Origin of the sequence: Frigoribacterium sp. PhB24 (assembly GCF_003755185.1) — a bacterium.
Lineage (GTDB): Bacteria > Actinomycetota > Actinomycetes > Actinomycetales > Microbacteriaceae > Frigoribacterium.
This window is the reverse complement of record NZ_RKIC01000009.1, coordinates 669700-688353: the sequence shown is the minus strand read 5'-3', so window position 1 is coordinate 688353 and position 18654 is coordinate 669700. Positions and strand designations below refer to the sequence as shown.

17 protein-coding genes and 1 tRNA gene are annotated in these 18654 nt (G+C 70.6%); 16 read left to right on the top strand and 2 right to left on the bottom strand.

Going from position 1 to position 18654, the window contains the following annotated elements:
* Positions 1-13: 13 nt before the first annotated feature.
* Positions 14-595 carry a recombinase family protein gene (locus tag EDF50_RS03735; protein ID WP_158612616.1) on the top strand — a complete coding sequence of 194 codons (582 nt, stop codon included), beginning with the start codon at positions 14-16 and terminating at the stop codon, positions 593-595.
* A gap of 73 nt (positions 596-668) precedes the next feature.
* On the opposite strand, the gene EDF50_RS03730 is transcribed toward EDF50_RS03735, so the two are convergent.
* Positions 669-743: transfer RNA gene (locus tag EDF50_RS03730), tRNA-Arg, on the bottom strand.
* Positions 744-820: 77 nt separating this feature from the next.
* Here EDF50_RS03730 and EDF50_RS03725 point away from each other — a divergent pair.
* Together EDF50_RS03725 and EDF50_RS03720 are read left to right on the top strand one after the other, a co-directional pair.
* Positions 821-1540, top strand: a complete 720-nt coding sequence (locus EDF50_RS03725) for a pyridoxal 5'-phosphate synthase (RefSeq protein ID WP_158612615.1) — start codon at positions 821-823, stop codon at positions 1538-1540.
* Between the two features lie 107 nt (positions 1541-1647).
* A complete protein-coding gene (locus EDF50_RS03720; RefSeq protein ID WP_233570290.1) occupies positions 1648-2475 on the top strand; it encodes a gamma-glutamyl-gamma-aminobutyrate hydrolase family protein in 828 nt (275 codons plus the stop codon).
* Between the two features lie 51 nt (positions 2476-2526).
* Here the strand turns inward: EDF50_RS03720 and EDF50_RS03715 are convergent, their stop codons facing one another.
* A complete protein-coding gene (locus tag EDF50_RS03715) occupies positions 2527-3153 on the bottom strand; it encodes a hypothetical protein (protein ID WP_123518175.1) in 627 nt (208 codons plus the stop codon).
* 64 nt (positions 3154-3217) lie between these two features.
* On the opposite strand from EDF50_RS03715, the gene argS reads away from it, so the two are divergent.
* The 13 genes from argS (at position 3218) to atpB (ending at position 18602) form a co-directional block, all read left to right on the top strand.
* On the top strand, positions 3218-4879 hold the full coding sequence (gene argS / locus EDF50_RS03710) for an arginine--tRNA ligase (protein ID WP_123518174.1): 1662 nt from the start codon (positions 3218-3220) through the stop codon (positions 4877-4879).
* Positions 4880-4962: 83 nt separating this feature from the next.
* On the top strand, positions 4963-5742 hold the full coding sequence (locus tag EDF50_RS03705) for a DUF2993 domain-containing protein (RefSeq protein ID WP_123518173.1): 780 nt from the start codon (positions 4963-4965) through the stop codon (positions 5740-5742).
* Positions 5743-5809: 67 nt separating this feature from the next.
* Positions 5810-7258, top strand: a complete 1449-nt coding sequence (lysA, locus tag EDF50_RS03700; protein WP_233570289.1) for a diaminopimelate decarboxylase — start codon at positions 5810-5812, stop codon at positions 7256-7258.
* Positions 7259-7309: 51 nt separating this feature from the next.
* Positions 7310-8641: a homoserine dehydrogenase gene (locus tag EDF50_RS03695; protein ID WP_123518172.1), complete on the top strand. Its 1332-nt coding sequence runs from the start codon at positions 7310-7312 to the stop codon at positions 8639-8641.
* Positions 8641-9723 carry a threonine synthase gene (gene thrC / locus EDF50_RS03690; RefSeq protein ID WP_123518171.1) on the top strand — a complete coding sequence of 361 codons (1083 nt, stop codon included), beginning with the start codon at positions 8641-8643 and terminating at the stop codon, positions 9721-9723. Before EDF50_RS03695 ends, thrC begins: the two co-directional genes overlap by 1 nt.
* Positions 9720-10673 (top strand): homoserine kinase, encoded by a 954-nt coding sequence (gene thrB / locus EDF50_RS03685; protein ID WP_123518170.1) that lies wholly within the window; start codon positions 9720-9722, stop codon positions 10671-10673. Before thrC ends, thrB begins: the two co-directional genes overlap by 4 nt.
* Before the next feature lie 272 nt (positions 10674-10945).
* A complete protein-coding gene (gene rho, locus EDF50_RS03680) occupies positions 10946-13225 on the top strand; it encodes a transcription termination factor Rho (protein ID WP_123518169.1) in 2280 nt (759 codons plus the stop codon).
* A gap of 2 nt (positions 13226-13227) precedes the next feature.
* Positions 13228-14310 carry a peptide chain release factor 1 gene (prfA, locus tag EDF50_RS03675; RefSeq protein WP_123518168.1) on the top strand — a complete coding sequence of 361 codons (1083 nt, stop codon included), beginning with the start codon at positions 13228-13230 and terminating at the stop codon, positions 14308-14310.
* Positions 14307-15197, top strand: a complete 891-nt coding sequence (prmC, locus tag EDF50_RS03670) for a peptide chain release factor N(5)-glutamine methyltransferase (RefSeq protein WP_370453959.1) — start codon at positions 14307-14309, stop codon at positions 15195-15197. Before prfA ends, prmC begins: the two co-directional genes overlap by 4 nt.
* A 39-nt stretch (positions 15198-15236) precedes the next feature.
* Positions 15237-15914, top strand: a complete 678-nt coding sequence (locus tag EDF50_RS03665) for an L-threonylcarbamoyladenylate synthase (protein ID WP_123518167.1) — start codon at positions 15237-15239, stop codon at positions 15912-15914.
* The gene (locus EDF50_RS03660; protein ID WP_123518166.1) at positions 15911-17191 is read left to right on the top strand and encodes an MraY family glycosyltransferase; all 1281 of its coding nucleotides are present in this window, start codon (positions 15911-15913) and stop codon (positions 17189-17191) included. The genes EDF50_RS03665 and EDF50_RS03660 overlap by 4 nt, the downstream gene beginning before the upstream one ends.
* A complete protein-coding gene (locus tag EDF50_RS03655) occupies positions 17188-17613 on the top strand; it encodes a hypothetical protein (RefSeq protein ID WP_123518165.1) in 426 nt (141 codons plus the stop codon). Before EDF50_RS03660 ends, EDF50_RS03655 begins: the two co-directional genes overlap by 4 nt.
* A 182-nt stretch (positions 17614-17795) precedes the next feature.
* Positions 17796-18602 carry a F0F1 ATP synthase subunit A gene (gene atpB, locus EDF50_RS03650; RefSeq protein ID WP_043594504.1) on the top strand — a complete coding sequence of 269 codons (807 nt, stop codon included), beginning with the start codon at positions 17796-17798 and terminating at the stop codon, positions 18600-18602.
* The last annotated feature ends 52 nt before the right edge of the window (positions 18603-18654 follow it).

The window sequence follows — 18654 nt, the reverse complement described above, 5'->3', positions numbered from 1 at the left end:
CGGAAGGCTCCTTGTGACCGTCGTCGGGTACGCCCGCATCTCGCGAGACGATCCGTCGTCCGACCAGCAGGTCGAACGTCTCCGGGCGACCGGGTGCGACAAGATCTTCGTCGATCACGCCACCGGCACCCGGCAGTCACGCCCCGAGTTCGCGAAGGCGATCGGCAGCCTGCGAGAGGGCGACGTGTTCGTCGTGGCGAACGTCGACCGCATCGGTCGCTCGGTCGCCGAACTGGTCGGCGTGATGGCGACCCTCGACGCCCTGGGGGTGGCCTTCCGCTCGATCGACGAGCAGATCGACGAGCTCAACGCCTACGGCCGCTTCTTCTTCCGGGTGACGGCCTCCCTGGCCCGCTTCGACGAGCAGGTCGGGGGTGAGCTGCACCGCGCCGAGACCCGCAGACGTCAGGAGGCGCGGGTCGCGCAGACCCCGAAGCCCCCGGTCTCGAGGCGCCGCCTCGACGCGGCCCGCCAGCTGCGCGCCGGGGGAGCGAGCATGCGCGAGGCCGCCGAGCACGTCGCCGTGCCCGAGCGCGTCCTGCGCCGCGAACTCGAGCGCGACGACGCCGACCGCGCCCGCCGCCAGCCCGACTGACCTGGTGGCCTGCCGCTCGGTCGACCGAACGACGCACGCCGACGGGCTGAGCCGACATCGACGAGGAAAGACGTGGTGCCCCCAGGCAGATTCGAACTGCCGCCCCTGCCTCCGGAGGGCAGTGCTCTATCCCCTGAGCTATGGGGGCCCGGGAACGTCGTCCAGGTTAGCAGCGAATCGGTCCGGCCTGGGACGGCCTCGACTCGCGGGGTGCATCGTGGGGGAGTGACCGACGACACCCGCACCGACCGAGCCGACACCGGCGCCCGTTCCGACCGCACCGATCCCGAGGGTCCGACCCTGCGTGAGCGTCTCCGCTCGGCCAAGGTCTTCCACCCCGAGCTGCCCACCTTCGACGTCGACGACGTGGCCGACGACGCGGTCGACCAGTTCGTCGCGTGGCTCGTCGAGGCCGTCGACCAGGACGTCGCCCAGCCGCACGCCATGGTCATCTCGACCTCGTCGTCCGATGGTGACGTCACGGCCCGCACCCTCCTGCTCAAGGACGTCGACGACGGAGCGCTCTGGTTCGCCACCTCGTCGATCAGCCCGAAGGGTCGGCAGATCGCCGAGAACCCCCGGGTGGCCCTCACCCTCTACTGGCGTGAGCAGGGCCGCCAGGTCCGGGTGCTCGGTCGGGCGACGCCCGGCCCGCGCGAGGTCAGCGAGAAGGACTTCACCGCCCGGCACCCCGACTCGCGCGCCGTCGCCATGACGCAGCCGCAGAGCAGCCCGATCACCGACGAGGCCGAGACACGTCGTCGCCTCGCCGAGGCCAAGGCCGCGATCGAGTCCGACGACACCTTCGTCCCCGAGGACTGGACGGCCTGGCGGGTCGACCCCACCTCGATCGAGTTCTGGCAGGCCACCACGGGCCGCGATCAGGTGCGTCTGCGGTACGACCGCGACGGCGACGGCTGGACCCGCGCCGCCTTGTGGCCGTGACCGCCACGGCGGGTGCCGACGGCGCGACCGCGACCGAGGCTGCGGCGCGGACGTAACGCGGCGACACGCACCTGGCAGGCCGTCGGTGACGACGGCAGCATGGGGGCATGACCTCGTACCGAGCCACGTCGATCCGCCCGAGCGACCCCACCGTCGCCTCGATGCGCCTCGCCGTGGTCGAGGTCACCCGACACCGGCCGCACGCTCCCGAGTACCACGCCTACGTGGACGACATGAACTCCCGCGTGCAGGCGACCGCCGAGGCCGCGGGCTGGCAGGCGACGCGATTCGCGGCGGGTGACCTCGGCACCGACGAGCTGCTGCGCCTGACCGACGACGCCGACGCGATCGTCGTCCTCGGCGGAGAAGACCTGTCACCCCGCCACTACGGAGGCGCGACCGGCTACCCGGGGGAGGGGCGCCACGACCCGGTGGCCGACGAGGCCCAGCTCGCCCTCGTCCGTCGAGCCGTCGCCCGGCGCACCCCGCTGCTCGGCGTCTGCCGCGGCCACCAGCTGATCAACGTCGCGCTCGGTGGCGACCTCGTACAACACCTGGACGACCACGACGGGGTGCATCGCACCCCCGACGCGCCGGTCGACCAGCTCATGCACCCGCACGCCGTCGGGCTCGAGCCCGGCAGTCGCCTCGCCCGGGCCCTCGGCACCGAGCCGGTCGTGCAGAGCGCGCACCACCAGGCCGTCGGTCGCCTGGGCCAGGGCCTCCGCGTCGTCGGCCGCGCCTCCGACGGCACCGTCGAGGCCGTCGAGCACGACTCGGCCCCGGTGGTGGGCGTGCAGTGGCACCCCGAAGACAAAGGAGCCCCGGCCGGTCAACTCGAGGCGCTGTTGGCGTCCTTGGCCGCTTCCGGCGAGGCGGGGCGCCTCGCCTCGTCCGCCGGCTCGAGAACGGACGAGGAGGCGCTGGTCGCCTAGGCCGCGCCCCTCACGCGAGCGCGCCTCCCGCCCTCGCCCTCGGTCTCGGTCTCAGCCGACCTGCTTCAGTGCCGAGAGCACGGCCGACACGACCGGTTCGGCGTCGCCCGGTTCGAGGAACGTCGTCGAGCGGGCCACGACGAACGCCGGTGACGCGAACGCCTCGGCCGTGCCGATCTCGCCGGGCGTGTCGAAGTAGCCCTCGACGCCGAAGGTGGGCACCGAGTTGCTCGTCGCGACGAGCTCGTTGGCCAGCTCGTCGAGGCTGTCCGCGTCGAAGTGCGCCACGCCGACCGTGACGGTGGCGCCGCTGGAGTCCTGCCACGTGCACGTCGTGCCGTCCGCGTCGGCCACCTGCCGCAGGGCCTCACCGTCCCTGCTCTCGTCGCCGCTCGCGCGGTCGTCGGTCACGGCCGTCAACCCCGGGTACCAGGTCGAGAGCGAGCCGGCGTCGAGCAGATCGTCGCAGTCGATCGTGAACGGCGTGCTCACGAGGTCGGGCGTCGGCGTCGCGGTCGGGGTCGAGTCGGCGGTCGCCGAGGCCTGACCGCCCGCCGTCGGGGTGCGACTCGGCGTGGCCTCCGACGGGGCCGTACAGGCGGTGAGGGACAGGGCGAGGGCACCCGTCACGACGAGGGTGCGCAGGACGACGGGGGAGCGGGTCGCGGCGGGGCTCATCCCTCCATCATCACCGACGCCGGGCTCGTCGTCGGCCCCGTGGCGGCCGGTAAGATCGTCCCTCGTGACTCCTGCCGAACTCTCCACGTCCCTGCTCGCCGTCGTCCAGGGCGTCCTCGAGCGCCGAGGCACCGTCGACGTGGCGGTGACCGAGGGCGACGTGGCGCTCGAGCGGCCGAAGAACCGCGAGCACGGCGACTGGGCCTCCAACGTGGCGATGAAGTTCGCGAAGCGCGTCGGCACGAACCCCCGCGAGCTCGCCACCGAGATCGCGGCCGAGCTGGCCGAGGTCGACGGCGTCGCCGACGTCGACGTCGCGGGCCCCGGCTTCATCAACATCCGTCTCGACGCCGCCGCGGCGGGCCTGCTCGCGCGCTCGATCGTCGAGCAGGGCGAGGCGTACGGTCGTGGTGACTACTACCGCGGCGTCACCATCGACCTCGAGTTCGTCTCGGCGAACCCGACGGGCCCGATCCACCTCGGCGGCGTGCGTTGGGCCGCGGTCGGCGACAGCCTGGCCCGCGTCTTCCAGGCCCAGGGCGCCCTCGTCACCCGCGAGTACTACTTCAACGACCACGGTGGGCAGATCGACCGGTTCGCCCGCAGCCTGCTGGCCAGCTCGCTCGGCGAGCCCACCCCCGACGACGGCTACGGCGGTCAGTACATCGCCGAGATCGCCGCCCGCGTCCTGGCGACCTTCGACGGCGACGTGCGCGACCTGCCCCGCGACGAGGCCCAAGAGCTGTTCCGGTCGGTCGGTGTCGACTTCATGTTCGCCGACATCAAGTCCTCGCTGCATGACTTCGGCGTCGACTTCGACGTCTACTTCCACGAGAACTCGCTGCACGAGTCGAAGGCCGTCGAGCGCGCCGTCGCCCGTCTCCGCGAGCTCGGTCACGTCTACGAGTCCGAGGGCGCGACCTGGCTGCGCACCACCGAGTTCGGCGACGACCGCGACCGCGTCATCGTCAAGAGTGACGGCGAAGCCGCGTACATCGCCGGCGACCTGGCCTACTACCTCGACAAGCGTGAGCGCGGTTTCGAGCGCAACCTGATCATGCTCGGTGCCGACCACCACGGCTACGTCGGCCGCATGATGGCGATGTGCGCGGCGTTCGGCGACGAGCCCGGCGTCAACCTCGAGATCCTCATCGGCCAGATGGTCAACCTGCTGCGCGACGGCGAGCCGATGCGCATGTCCAAGCGCGCGGGCACCGTCGTCACGATGGAAGACCTCGTCGACGCGGTGGGCGTCGACGCCGGTCGGTACTCGTTGGTCCGCAGCCCGGTGAACAGCTCGATCGACATCGACCTCGACCTGTTGACCAGACGCAGCAACGACAACCCGGTCTTCTACGTCCAGTACGCCCACGCCCGCACCCGCGCGGTGGCCCGCAACGCCGAGGCGGCCGGTGTCACGCGGGACGCGTTCGACGCGTCACTGCTCACGCACGAGACCGAGAGCGCCCTGCTCGGCGCCCTGTCCGAGCTGCCGCGCGTCGTCGTCCAGGCCGCCGAGCTGCGCGAGCCGCACCGCGTGGCCCGCTACGTCGAAGAGCTCGCCGGCACCTACCACCGCTGGTACGACAACTGTCGCGTCACGCCGCTCGGCGACGACGAGGTCACCGATCTGCACCGCACCCGCCTGTGGCTCAACGACGCCGCCGGCCAGGTCATCCGCAACGGGCTCGGCCTGCTCGGCGTCTCGGCACCCGACCGCATGTGACCTCCCGCGCCGCGCCTCCTCGGTCTCGACCGCAGGAGGCGCGGCGTGAGCGATCCTCGTCGGCCGGCTGACAAGATGGCCCGATGAGCGACATCGACTCCGACTTCTTCGAGGCCAAGCCCGTCGCCCGCCGCCGGGGTCGGGGTTTCGGCATCTTCGTCTTCGTGCTGCTCGGGATCGTGGTGGTCCTCGGAATCCTCGCCGTGGTCGCCGACCTCGTGGTCCGGACCGTCGCCGAGGGCCAGGCCGAGAAACAGATCTCGCAACAGCTCGGCGAGGCCGCCGGCCCGGTCGACGTGCAGATCGGCGGCTTCTCGATGCTGTGGCAGCTCGTGCAGGGCAGCATCGACCAGGCCACCATCTCGTCCGCGGGGTCGTCGGGCGGGTTCTCGTTCGACTTCGACGTGCGCGACGTGCCGACCGACCTCAGCGGTTCGACCGGCGCGATCACCGGAACGGTGACCGCCGACGCGGCGACCGTCAACGCTCTGGCGGCCGTGCAAGAAAGCGGTGGGGCGATCGCGTTCGGCGACGGACAGGTCACCTACGCCCGCGACTTCACGATTCCGTTGGTGAACACGGTCGTCCCCGTGGACGTCGTCGCCACCCCCTCGATCACGAGCGAGGGCCGGGTCATCTCGCTCACGCCGACGACGGCGTCGCTCCGGGACACGTCTCTTTCGCTCGACCTCGCGCCCTTCATCGGCGGCTACGCCTTCGACGTGTGCGCCGCGCAGTACCTGCCCCAGGGCACCACCCTCACCGGCGTCGCGGTCACGTCGGCTGCGGCGACCATCGACGTGACGTCACCGGGCCTGCCGATCTCGTCGAGCGGCATCGGCACCAAGGGGTCCTGCTCCTGACCTCGCCCGTGCCGTCGAGGACGTCCCGACCGTGGCCGCCACGCTCGTCGGCGGTCGGTAGGCTCTGATGTCGTTCCCCGTCCTTCGAACCCCCGAGGTCCGCGTGTCCCCGAACCCCCTGGCTCCTGCCTGGCTCGTCGAGCCGATCGACGCCGACGCCCTCGATCCGGCGGTCTGGTCGGCCACGGCCCGGCGGTCGAGCGACGGCGAACTCGTGCTCGGCGGTGTCACCGCCTCCGAGCTCGTGGCGTCGTTCGGCACCCCGCTCTACGTGCTCGACGAGGACGACGCCCGCACCCGGGCCCTCGAGGCCGTCCGCTCGTTCGAGCGCGAGGCCGCCCGCATCGGCACGACGGCGACGGTCTACTACGCCGCCAAGGCGTTCCTCTCGGCCGAGGTCGCCCGGTGGGTGGCCGAGGCGGGCATGGCCGTCGACATCTGCACCGGCGGTGAGTTCGCCGTCGCCCGGGCCGCGGGCGTCGACCCGGCGCGCATGGGGTTCCACGGCAACAACAAGTCGCTTGCCGAGATCGACCGGACGGTCGAGGCCGGCATCGGCACCGTCGTCCTCGACAACGCCGCCGAGGTCGACCGCGTCGCCGCGGCGGCCGAGCGACACGGGCGCGTCCAACGCGTGCGCCTCCGGGTCAACTCGGGCGTGCACGCCTCCACGCACGAGTACCTCGCCACCGCCCGTGAAGACCAGAAGTTCGGCGTCCCGCTCGCCGAGACCGCCGAGATCGTCGGCTCGATCCGCCGGCAGCCCACGCTCGAGTTCGTCGGACTGCACTCGCACATCGGCTCGCAGATCTTCGGCTCGGACGGCTTCGCCGAGGCCGCCCGCCGGCTGCTCGCCGTTCACGCCGACCTGCTCGCGTTCGGCCCGGTCCCCGAGCTCAACCTCGGGGGTGGCTTCGGCATCGCCTACACGAGCGCCGACGACGCCCGTCCGCTCGACGAGCTCGCCGTCGCCCTCGCCGACATCGTCCAGGCCGAGTGCCTCCGCCTCGAGATCGACGTGCCCCTGCTCGCGGTCGAGCCCGGTCGCGTCGTCGTCGGGCCCGCCGGCACGACCCTCTACGAGGTCGGCACCATCAAGGACGTCACGGTCTCGTCCGACGACGGCACCGCCGTGCGGCGCTACGTCAGCGTCGACGGAGGGATGAGCGACAACGCACGCACCGCCCTGTACGCGGCGGACTACTCCGTGCGCATCGCGAACCGCACCTCCTCGGCCCCGCCCGCGCTCGTCCGTGTCGCCGGAAAGCACTGCGAGAGCGGCGACCTCGTCGTGCTCGCCGACTATCTGCCCGGCGACGTCGCCCCGGGTGACCTCCTCGCCGTGCCCGCCACCGGCGCCTACTGCCACAGCCTCGCCAGCAACTACAACCACGTCGGGCGTCCGCCCGTCGTGGCCGTGCGTGACGGCCGGGCCCGCGTCATCGTGCGGGGCGAGAGCGAAGCCGACCTGCTGGCCCGCGACGCCGGTCTCGACCGGGCGACCCGCGCCTCCTGACCTCGTGCGAGCACCGCACGCCGACGACGAAGCACCCGAGAACGGACTGACATGATCGAATACCGCAACGTGAGGGTCGCCCTGCTGGGCGCCGGCTCGGTGGGGTCGCAGGTGGCGCGGCTGCTGCTCGAGCAGGGCGACGACTTCGCCGGGCGCGCGGGGGCCGGGCTCGAGCTCGTCGGCATCGGCGTCCGTGACGTCGACGCACCCCGAGACGTCGACCTGCCGCACGAGCTGTTCACGACCGACGTCGAGTCCCTCATCGTCGGTGCCGACATCGTCGTCGAACTGATCGGCGGACTCGAGCCGGCCCGGAGCTACGTCCTGCAGGCGCTCAACTCAGGGGCCGACGTCATCACGGGCAACAAGGCCCTGCTCGCCAGCCACGGCACCGAACTCTTCGACGCCGCAGAGCAGGTGGGCGCGCAGGTCTACTACGAGGCCGCGGTCGCCGGGGCCATCCCGATCATCCGCCCGTTGCGCGACAGCCTCGCCGGTGACCGCGTCCAGCGCATCATGGGCATCGTCAACGGCACGACGAACTTCATCCTCGACCGCATGGACACCGACGGCTCGAGCCTCGAGGACGCCTTGGCGACGGCCACGGCCCTCGGCTACGCCGAGGCCGACCCCACGGCCGACATCGAGGGCTACGACGCGGCGCAGAAGGCGGCCATCCTGGCCAGCCTCGCCTTCCACACGGCCGTTCCCCTCGCAGCCGTCCACCGCGAGGGCATCACCTCCGTCACGCACGACCAGGTGGTCGCGGCGCGCAAGGCCGGCTACGTGGTGAAGATCCTCGCGATCTGTGAGCGTCTCGTCGACGACGAGGGGGTCGAGGGCGTGAGCGCCCGCGTGTACCCGGCGCTGGTGCCGCTGAGCCACCCGCTCGCGGCCGTGCACGGCGCCAAGAACGCCGTCTTCGTCGAGGCGGAGTCGGCCGGCGACCTCATGTTCTACGGCGCCGGTGCCGGGGGGGTCGAGACGGCGTCCGCGGTGCTGGGCGACCTCGTGTCGGCCGCGCGTCGCCACGTCATCGGCGGCCCGGGCGTCGCCGAGTCCACCCACGCGAACCTTCCCGTCTTCCCGATCGGCCGCGTGTCGACCCGATACCAGATCACCCTCGACGTGGCGGACCAACCCGGTGTGCTCGCCGAGGTCGCCGGAGTGCTCAGCGAGCACGGCGTCAGCGTCCACAACGTCGAGCAGACGTCGGGCACGACGTCGGGCGTCACGGTCGAGGGTGACCCCGTGGCCACCGCTACGCTGATCATCGGCACCCACCGAGCGCGCGAGTCCGACCTCGCCGCGACCGTGACCGCCCTGAAGAACGCCACGGTCGTGAACTCCGTCACGAGCGTGCTGAGAGTCGAAGGAGCCTGATGGCCCACCAGTGGCAGGGTGTCCTGCGCGAATACGCCGACCGTCTCGACGTCACCGACGCGACCCCGATCGTCACCCTCGGCGAGGGCGGCACGCCGCTCATCCCGGCTCCCGCGTTGTCGAACCGCACGGGTGCCAAGGTCTTCGTCAAGTACGAGGGGATGAACCCGACCGGCTCCTTCAAGGACCGCGGAATGACGATGGCCATCTCGAAGGCCGTCGAGCACGGGGCGAAGGCCGTCATCTGCGCCTCGACCGGAAACACCTCGGCCTCGGCCGCCGCCTACGCCGCGCACGCCGGCATCACCGCCGCGGTGCTGGTGCCCGAGGGCAAGATCGCCATGGGCAAGCTGAGTCAGGCCGTGGCGCACGACGGGCAGCTGCTGCAGATCCAGGGCAACTTCGACGATTGCCTCGACATCGCGCGCGACCTCGCCGCGAACTACCCGGTGCACCTGGTCAACTCGGTCAACAACGACCGCATCGAGGGGCAGAAGACCGGTGCGTTCGAGGTCGTCGACGTGCTCGGCGACGCCCCCGACTTCCACTTCATCCCGGTCGGCAACGCCGGCAACTACACGGCCTACACGCGGGGCTACCGCGAAGACCTCGAGATCGGTCGTGCCACCAAGCTGCCGCGCATGTTCGGCTTCCAGGCCGCCGGCTCGGCGCCGATCGTCGCGGGCGAGGTCGTCAAGGCCCCCGAGACGATCGCCAGTGCCATCCGCATCGGCAACCCGGCATCGTGGCAGCTCGCCCTCGAGGCGCGCGATCTGACCGACGGCTGGTTCGGGGCGATCACCGACGAGGCGATCCTCGCCGCGCAGAAGATCCTCTCCGCCGAGGTGGGCGTCTTCGTCGAGCCCGCGTCGGCCATCAGCGTGGCCGGCCTGCTCGAGCGGGCCGACGCCGGCGTCATCCCCGCCGGGGCCACGGTCGTGCTCACCGTCACGGGCCACGGCCTCAAGGACCCCCAATGGGCCCTGCGTCGCGCCGACGGCAGCGACGTGCAACCGACCGTGGTCGCGAGCGACACGGCCCAGGTGGCCGAGGTGCTCGGTCTCGCACCGGCCTCTGCATGACCTCCGGGGTCGTCGGGCGTTCGGTGCTGGTCAAGGTCCCCGCGACCTCGGCCAACCTGGGCCCCGGCTTCGACACGCTGGGACTCGCGCTCTCGCTCTACGACGAACTCGAGGTCACCGCGACGCCTGAGCCCGGCGTCCGGGTCGAGGTGTCCGGCGTCGGCGAGGGCCAGGTGCCGACCGACGGCTCGAATCTCGTCGTCCAGGCGATCGCCACCGCGTTCGCGTCGGTCGACGTCCCGCTGCCGGGGCTGCACCTCCGGGCTCGCAACGCGATCCCGCACGGCCGAGGGCTCGGGTCGTCCGCCGCTGCCATCGTCTCGGGCATCATGGCCGCCAAGGGGCTGCTCCGCGGCACGGTCGAGCTCGACTCGGCCGCGCTGCTCGCGCTGGCGACCGAGATGGAGGGTCACCCCGACAACGTCGCCCCGGCGTTGTTCGGCGGCCTCACGATCGCCTGGATGAACTCGCACGGTCCGTCGCACAAGCGGCTGCTCGTGCACCGGGGGGTCTCGCCCGTGGTGTTCGTGCCCGAGTCGACCCTCTCGACCAAGCTGGCTCGCAGTCTGCAGCCCGCCTCCGTGCCGCACGAGGACGCCACGTTCAACGTGTCGCGGTCGGCGCTGCTGGTCGCGGCCCTCGTGCAGAGTCCCGAGTTGCTGCTCGCGGCCACCGAGGACCGCCTGCACCAGAGCTACCGCGCCAGTGCCATGCCCGAGACCGACACCCTCATCCGCATGTTGCGCGATGCCGGGCTCGCAGCCGTCGTCTCGGGTGCCGGCCCCTCGCTTCTGGTGCTCGGCAGCGACCCGGCGCAGCGCTTGTTCGCCGCCGACCTGGTGCGCGAACACGCCGTCTCGGCGTGGCGTCCGTTGATGCTGGCCGTCGATCTCAAAGGTGCTACAGTGGTGCCGCACCCGGTAGAAAACTCAGATTTCCTGGGCATCTAGCAGCGTCTCCGCCGTTCTTCGTGGGGGCAACCGCGTGGGGTCACAAGTCTTCGAGTCCCCGGGTCGCACATCCCGTAGTGCACATCTAGCAGTGTTCGTCTGCCGATCTGGTCGACGCGCACCGCACCTCCCAGGCCTCCTGCTCATCCCGTGCAGAGCCCGCACAGGGCAGCCCTCCGGGGCGAACCCGCCCAGTGCAGGCCCGAGGCCGCGAGGTGTGACCAGCTCTGCCCCGCCGATCAACGCGGGGGAGCGAAAGGAACCCATCACTCGTGACTGACGTCCAGAACGGCGCCGCTGCGCCGTCCACGCCCGAACTCACCGCCATGCGCCTGCCCCAGCTGCAGGCCCTCGCCTCGTCGCTCGGCATCAGCGGCATCTCGAAGCTGCGCAAGGGCGACCTCGTCGCCGCCATCGCGGCGAAGCAGGGCGAGGGGGCCGCCGCCGAGGTCGCCCCCCAACCGACGCTCGACGGTGTCGTCGGCGCCGGCGTCCCGGCGTCCGTCGAGACCGCCGTCGCCGAGAGCGCCGAGGCCCCCGCGGCCGAGACGGTCGCCGAGCCCACCGAGGCGCCGACCCGGGCACGTCGCGGCTCGCGTCGCGCCACGTCCGCCGCCGGGGCTCCCGAGTCCCGCGCCGCCGGTGCGCACGTGAACGCCGGCGAGACCGGCGTCACGCCTCTCGTCGAGGTGCCGGCCACCGAGGCCGCCGCCGTCGAGGCTTCCGTCCCCGCCGTCGAGCAGTCGCCGACCGAGCAGTCCACGACCGAGCCGGTCGCGGCCTCCGAGCGTCCGTCCCGCCGTCGTGGCTCGCGCCGCGCCTCCGACGCGTCCGTCGCCGCCGACGCGACGCAGCCCGGTGCGTCGGTCGAGACCCCGGCCGCCGAGCAGTCGGCGGCCACCGAGGCCGCCCCGTCCGCGTCCACCGACGAGGTCGTCTCCGACCAGCAGGGCCAAGCCGACCAGGGCCAGGCCGACCAGGCCCAGTCCGACCAGCAGAACGGCGAGCAGCAGAACGGTGGCCAGCAGGGTGGCGGCCGTCGCAGCCGCAACCGCAACCGTGGCAAGGGTGGGCAGCAGGCCCAGACCGAGCAGAACGGCGGCCAGCAGAACGGCGGCCAGAAGGCCGACGCCCAGCAGAACGGCCAGCAGCAGAACGGCCAGCAGCGCGGCGACCAGCACCGCGGTGACCAGAAGGCCGAGCAGCAGGCGCAGCGTGAGGCCGGCGAGAAGAACGACGCGGCGCGCGGCGAGCAGGCCGGCAACGGCCCGCAGGCCGGTGGTCAGAACGACGAGGGCGGCCGTCAGGGTCGCGGCCGTCAGCGTGACCGCAAGCGCGGTCGTGGTGCCCAGAACGACGACGTCGAGCCCGAGATCGGTGAGGACGACGTCCTCATCCCCGTCGCGGGCATCCTCGACGTGCTCGAGAACTACGCGTTCGTGCGCACCACCGGCTACCTGCCCGGTGCGAGCGACGTCTACGTCTCGCTCGGCCAGGTCAAGAAGTACCACCTGCGCAAGGGCGACGCGGTCGTCGGAGCCATCCGTCAGCCCCATGAGGGCGACCAGGGTCAGGGTCGGCAGAAGTACAACGCGATCGTCAAGATCGACTCGATCAACGGCCAGCCAGTCGACGAGGCGGCCAAGCGTGTCGAGTTCAGCAAGCTGACACCGCTCTACCCGCAGGAGCGCCTGCGTCTCGAGACCGAACCGCAGAAGCTCTCGACCCGCATCATCGATCTCGTGTCGCCGATCGGCAAGGGGCAGCGGGGTCTCATCGTCTCGCCCCCCAAGGCCGGAAAGACCCTCGTCCTCCAGTCGATCGCCAACGCCATCGCGGTCAACAACCCCGAGGTGCACCTCATGGTCGTGCTCGTCGACGAGCGACCCGAAGAGGTCACCGACATGCAGCGCACCGTCAAGGGCGAGGTCATCGCCTCGACCTTCGACCGCCCGGCCGAGGACCACACCACGGTCGCCGAGCTGGCCATCGAGCGCGCCAAGCGCCTCGTCGAGCTGGGCCACGACGTCGTCGTGCTGCTCGACTCGATCACGCGCCTCGGCCGCGCGTACAACTTGGCCGCACCGGCGTCGGGTCGCGTCCTCTCGGGTGGTGTCGACTCGTCGGCCCTCTACCCGCCGAAGCGCTTCTTCGGCGCCGCGCGCAACATCGAGAACGGCGGCTCGTTGACCATCCTCGCGACCGCTCTCGTCGAGACCGGTTCGAAGATGGACGAGGTCATCTTCGAGGAGTTCAAGGGCACCGGCAACATGGAGCTCCGTCTGTCGCGGCACCTGGCCGACAAGCGGATCTTCCCCGCCGTCGACGTCAACGCGTCGGGTACGCGTCGCGAAGAGATGCTGCTCAGCCCCGACGAGGTCAAGATCACCTGGCGCCTGCGCCGGGCACTGGCCGGTCTCGACCAGCAGCAGGCGCTCGAGATCGTCCTGCGCAACCTGCGCGAGACGCAGTCGAACGTCGAGTTCCTCGTCCAGGTCCAGAAGTCGGTCCCCGCCTCGAACGGACACGACTCGGGTCACAAGGAGCACTGAGCGTGTTCGAGTCGGTGGTCGTGCTGCTGGCCGAGCACGACGACCTGCAGACGCAGCTCAGCGATCCGGCCGTCCACGCCGACGCCGCGCGCGCCAAGAAGATTAACCGTCGCTACGCCGAGCTCAGTCGCATCGTGGCTGCTCACTCGGCGTGGCAGCAGGCGGGCGAGGACCTCGAGGCAGCGCGCGAACTCGCGAAAGAGGACGAGGCGTTCGCCGACGAGGTGCCCGCTCTCGAGCAGGCCCTCGACGAGACCCAGGAGCGCTTGAGGCGCCTCCTGATCCCGCGCGACCCGGACGACGGGCGCGACGTGATCATGGAGATCAAGGGCGGCGAAGGCGGGGCCGAGAGCGCCCTCTTCGCGGCCGACCTGCTGCGCATGTACCTGCACTACGCCGAGTCGAAGGGCTGGAAGTCCGAGATGATCGCGAGCGACGACTCCGACCTCGGCGGCTACAAGAACGTGCAGGTCGCGATCAAGTCGAACTCGTCCGATCCCTCACAGGGCGTCTGGGCGCACCTCAAGTACGAGGGCGGCGTGCACCGCGTGCAGCGGGTGCCCGCCACCGAGTCGCAGGGGCGCATCCACACCTCGACCACGGGCGTGCTCGTGTTCCCCGAGGTCGACGAGCCCGAAGAGGTCGACATCAACCAGAACGACCTCAAGATCGACGTCTACCGGTCGAGCGGCCCCGGGGGCCAGTCGGTCAACACCACCGACTCCGCCGTCCGCATCACGCACCTGCCCACGGGCATCGTGGTGGCGATGCAGAACGAGAAGAGCCAGCTGCAGAACCGCGAGGCCGGCATGCGTGTGCTGCGGGCGCGCATCCTGGCCCGTCAGCAAGAAGAGCAGGCGGCCATCGCGTCGGACGCCCGCAAGAGCCAGATCAGGGGCATGGACCGGTCGGAGCGCATCCGCACCTACAACTTCCCCGAGAACCGCATCGCCGACCACCGCACCGGCTACAAGGCGTACAACCTCGACGCGGTCATGGACGGTGCGCTCGACCCGGTGGTCGATTCGTGCATCCAGGCCGACGAAGAGGCGCGCCTCGCCGAGATCGGCGACACCGCGTCGTGACCGACCCGATCGCCGCGGCCTTCGTCGGCGCGACGACGGTCGACGCCGCCCTCCGGGTGGCGTCGAGCGTCCTCGCCGACGCGGGGGTCCCGTCGCCCGACGTCGACGCAGAACTGCTGCTCGGGCACGTCACCGGCCTGGCCAGGGGAGTCGTGCGCGCGAGGGCCGTCACCTCGGCGCCGCTGGCGACGGACGAGCAGGAGGCGCTGATCTCCGCGGTCACGCGCCGCGCCTCCCGCGAGCCCCTGCAGCACATCACGGGGCGCGCGTCCTTCCGCCGCCTCGAGCTGCACGTGGGGCCCGGTGTCTTCGTGCCGCGTCCCGAGACCGAGGGCGTCGCCCAGCTGGCGATCGACGCGCTGCGTGCCGTGCCCGACCCGTCGCCCGTGGCCGTCGACCTCGGCACAGGCAGCGGGGCCCTGGCGTTGGCGATGGCCTCCGAGGTGCCCACGGCGTCCGTGGTCGCCGTCGAACTCTCGCCCGCCGCCGCCGTCTGGACTCGTCGCAACATCGCGTCGGTGGGGGCCGACAACGTGCGGCTCGTCGAGGGCGACCTCTCCGACGCGCTGCCCGAACTCGACGGCACCGTCGCGGTCGTGGTGTCCAACCCGCCGTACGTGCCGACCGGAATGGTCCCCCGCGATCCCGAGGTCCGCCTCCACGATCCCGCCCTCGCCCTCTACGGCGGTGAGGACGGTCTCGACCTCGTCCGTGCCCTGTCTCTCACGGCCCGACGACTGCTCCGCCCCGGGGGAGCGCTCGTCATCGAGCACGGCGAGCTCCAAGGAGGCGCGATCCGCGGCCTCCTGACGGCCGACGGTTGGCGTTCCCCGGCCACGCATCCCGACCTCACCGGTCGCGACCGGGCGACGACGGCGGTGCGCTGACCGGGTTCTCCCGGTCCGTCGCACTATCATCGTCACGTCATGGCCACTTTTCACGACTGCTCCGTCGACTCCGAACTCCTCGCCGGCATGCGCATGGCGCGCGGTGCCATCGGGCGGGGCGAGCTCGTCGTCCTGCCGACCGACACGGTGTACGGCGTCGCGGCCGATGCGTTCGACCCGACCGCCGTCCAGCGTCTGCTCGACGCCAAGGGGCGTGGTCGCCAGTCACCGCCCCCCGTGCTCATCAAGGGACAAGAGACGCTCGCCGCGCTCACCGACCGGGTGCCCGAGGTCGTCCGGCCGTTGCTCGACGAGTTCTGGCCCGGGCCGCTCACGGTGATCTTCCGTGCCCAGGCGTCGCTCAGCTGGGACCTCGGCGAGACCAGGGGCACCGTCGCCCTGCGGGTGCCGAGCCACCGCATCGCCCTCGAGTTGCTCGAAGAGACCGGCCCGCTCGCGGTCTCGAGCGCCAACCTGACCGGCCGGCCCGCTGCCGAGTCGGCGGGTGACGCACGTCGCATGCTGGGCGACTCGGTGTCGGTCTACCTCGACGACGGCCCCGCGGGCACGTCGTACGAGCACCGGGCCGGCGCCAACACGGGTTCGACGATCGTCGACGCCACGGGCGGTGCCGACGGGGTGTTGCGCATCGTGCGCCACGGCGTCCTGTCCGACGCCGACATCACCCGCGTCGTCGGGGTCGACGCCCTCGCGTGAGGTACTACCTCCTCGCGCTGGCGATCTCGGCCGCGGTCAGCTTCGTCCTGTCCGTCGTCGTGTGGCGCGTGGGCCTGAAGTACCGCCTCTACCCCAAGATCCGTGAGCGCGACGTCCACCAGACGCCGACGCCACGCCTCGGGGGCATCGCGATGTGGGCCGGCATCGTCGTCGCGCTCCTCGCGGCCTGGTTCGTCTTCCCCCTCATCTCGGGAGTCGACTACTTCCGTCTCGTGTTCGCCGACGCAGGCCCACCCTTGGCCATCATCGGTGCCGCCACGATCATCGTCGTGATCGGAGTCGTCGACGACCTGTACGACCTCGACTGGATGACCAAGCTGGCAGGGCAGATCATCGCCGCCGGGGTCCTGGCCTGGCAGGGCGTGCAACTCGTCTCGCTGCCCATCGGTGGCAGCCTCGCCATCGGTTCGCCGTACATGTCTCTCGTGCTCACGGTCCTGACGATCGTCCTCGTGATGAACGCCGTGAACTTCATCGACGGTCTCGACGGCCTCGTGGCCGGGGTCGCCATCATCGCGAACGGCGTCTTCTTCGTCTACAGCTTCGTCCTGTCGATCACCATCGGCCAGACCGAGTACTTCAACCTCGCGGCGCTGCTCTCCGCCGTGCTGATCGGGGCCTGTCTCGGGTTCCTGCCGCTCAACTGGCACCCGGCCAAGCTCTTCATGGGTGACGCGGGCGCGCTGCTCACCGGCCTCGTCATGGCCACGAGCGCCATCTCGGTGACCGGGCAGATCGATCCGGCAGGCATCTCCCGTACCGCTCTCCTGCCGGCGTTCATCCCGATCGTGCTGCCGTTCGCGATCCTGATCGTCCCGTTGCTCGACTTCGGCCTCGCCGTCCTCCGTCGGCTGAGCGCCGGCAAGTCTCCCTTCACCGCCGACCGCAAGCACCTGCACCACCGCCTCCTCGACATGGGGCACTCGCACTTCCAGGCCGTCCTGATCTTCTACGCCTGGACCCTCGTCGCGGCCGTCGGCGGCCTGATGTTCCTCTTCGTGAAGCCCACCTATCTGGTCGCCGTGTTCCTCGGTGTCGGTCTGGTCGCCTGCACGGCCGCGACGTTGTCGCCCCTCAGCCGCCGCAAGAAGGTCGAGATCGCCGTCCAGACCACGCGCACCGGCGAACTCTCGGTGACGGAGTCCGACCGGTTCGACCCCCTCGACGCCGCCGCGGACGCCCTCGACCCGCACGACACCGACACCGCGGCCCAGGCCGTGGTGCCCGAATTGACGAACCCGAAGGACCACCCATGAACGCCGGCTCGATCTTCACCCAGATCCTCAAGTACACGGGCGTGCTCGCCCTCGTCATCGCCGTGGTCGGAGGGGGACTCGGCTACCTGTTCGCCGGTACCGACGGTCTGTGGAGCGCCCTCGTCGGGGTCGGCCTGGCGATCCTCTTCGCCGCGATCACGGCCGCGAGCATGCTGGTGGCGATCCGGTTCACCCTCGGCGCGTTCTTCGGCATCGTCATGGGCGCCTGGCTGCTCAAGCTGATCATCTTCATCGTGCTGCTCGTCGTGCTGCGCGACCAGCCGTTCGTCAACGACATCGTGCTGTTCCTGGCCTTGGTCGTCTCGATCATCGGCACGCTCGCCGTCGACGCGCTGGTGGTCGTCCGGGGCCGACTGTCGTACGTCAGCGATGCGACCTTGCCCCCTGCGCCCCAGGAGTGACGGACATGCGTGCAGAGGGTGAAAATACCTCGACCGATTCGTCCAAGCAACCATTACCTTGATAGGGTTGACGACGTTCCCCGGCCGCGTCTCCAGCGTGCACGGATGACAAACCCCACCAATCGTCGCGACACTTCAGGGTGCTCGCCCCGACACAGGAGATAGCGCTGATAGCGAACGCTGTGAACCTGCTCTCCGCTGCCGAAGCCGGCCACGGGGACGGGGGATTCCACGCCCCGACTCTTGACGAGTTCTTCCCTCCCGCCATCTTCTTCGAGGGCACCCCCTTCGAGCTGAACCGCATCATGCTGGTCCGCCTCTTCGCGATCGCCGTCATGTTGCTGCTGTTCTGGCTGGCCCTGCGCAAGGGTCGGCTCATCCCGTCTCGCGGGCAGAGCATCGCAGAGCTGGGCCTCGACTTCGTCCGAATCCAGATCGTCGAAGAGATCCTCGGCGAGAAGCTCGGACGCAAATACCTGCCGCTGCTGGCTGCCATGTTCTTCGGCATCTTCGCCATGAACATCACCGGCATCATTCCGGGCCTCAACATCGCGGGTACCTCGGTCATCGCGATGCCGCTGCTGCTGGCGGTCGTCGCGTACATCATGTTCATCTACGCGGGCTTCCGTGAGGCCGGTGGCGCGACGTTCTTGCGCAACGCCCTCTTCCCGCCCGGTGTGCCGTGGGTTATGTACATCCTGCTGACGCCCATCGAGTTCATCAACATCTTCATCGTGCGGCCCATCTCGTTGGCCCTTCGACTCCTGCTGAACATGATGGTCGGCCACCTCCTGCTGGTGCTCTGCTTCGCCGCGACGCACTTCTTCTTCTTCAGCATGAGCGGGGGCTTCATGGCCTTCGGAGCGCTCACCCTCATCGGTGGCTTCGTGATGACCATCGTCGAGATGGCCGTCGCCGTGCTGCAGGCCTACGTCTTCACGCTCCTCGCCTCGGTCTACATCCAACAGGCCGCGGCGAAAGAACACTAAATACAGACGACGCACGTCATCCGACGAGCATCGCCCAACCGGAAGGAAACAC

Excerpts from the sequence above, each read along its gene's own strand:
- EDF50_RS03720 (WP_233570290.1), top strand. The coding sequence starts at position 1,648 with ATGACCTCGTACCGAGCCACGTCGATCCGCCCGAGCGACCCCACCGTC.
- EDF50_RS03715 (WP_123518175.1), bottom strand. The coding sequence starts at position 3,153 with ATGAGCCCCGCCGCGACCCGCTCCCCCGTCGTCCTGCGCACCCTCGTC.
- EDF50_RS03705 (WP_123518173.1), top strand. The coding sequence starts at position 4,963 with ATGAGCGACATCGACTCCGACTTCTTCGAGGCCAAGCCCGTCGCCCGC.
- lysA (WP_233570289.1), top strand. The coding sequence starts at position 5,810 with ATGTCGTTCCCCGTCCTTCGAACCCCCGAGGTCCGCGTGTCCCCGAAC.
- EDF50_RS03695 (WP_123518172.1), top strand. The coding sequence starts at position 7,310 with ATGATCGAATACCGCAACGTGAGGGTCGCCCTGCTGGGCGCCGGCTCG.
- thrC (WP_123518171.1), top strand. The coding sequence starts at position 8,641 with ATGGCCCACCAGTGGCAGGGTGTCCTGCGCGAATACGCCGACCGTCTC.
- thrB (WP_123518170.1), top strand. The coding sequence starts at position 9,720 with ATGACCTCCGGGGTCGTCGGGCGTTCGGTGCTGGTCAAGGTCCCCGCG.
- EDF50_RS03665 (WP_123518167.1), top strand. The coding sequence starts at position 15,237 with ATGGCCACTTTTCACGACTGCTCCGTCGACTCCGAACTCCTCGCCGGC.
- EDF50_RS03655 (WP_123518165.1), top strand. The coding sequence starts at position 17,188 with ATGAACGCCGGCTCGATCTTCACCCAGATCCTCAAGTACACGGGCGTG.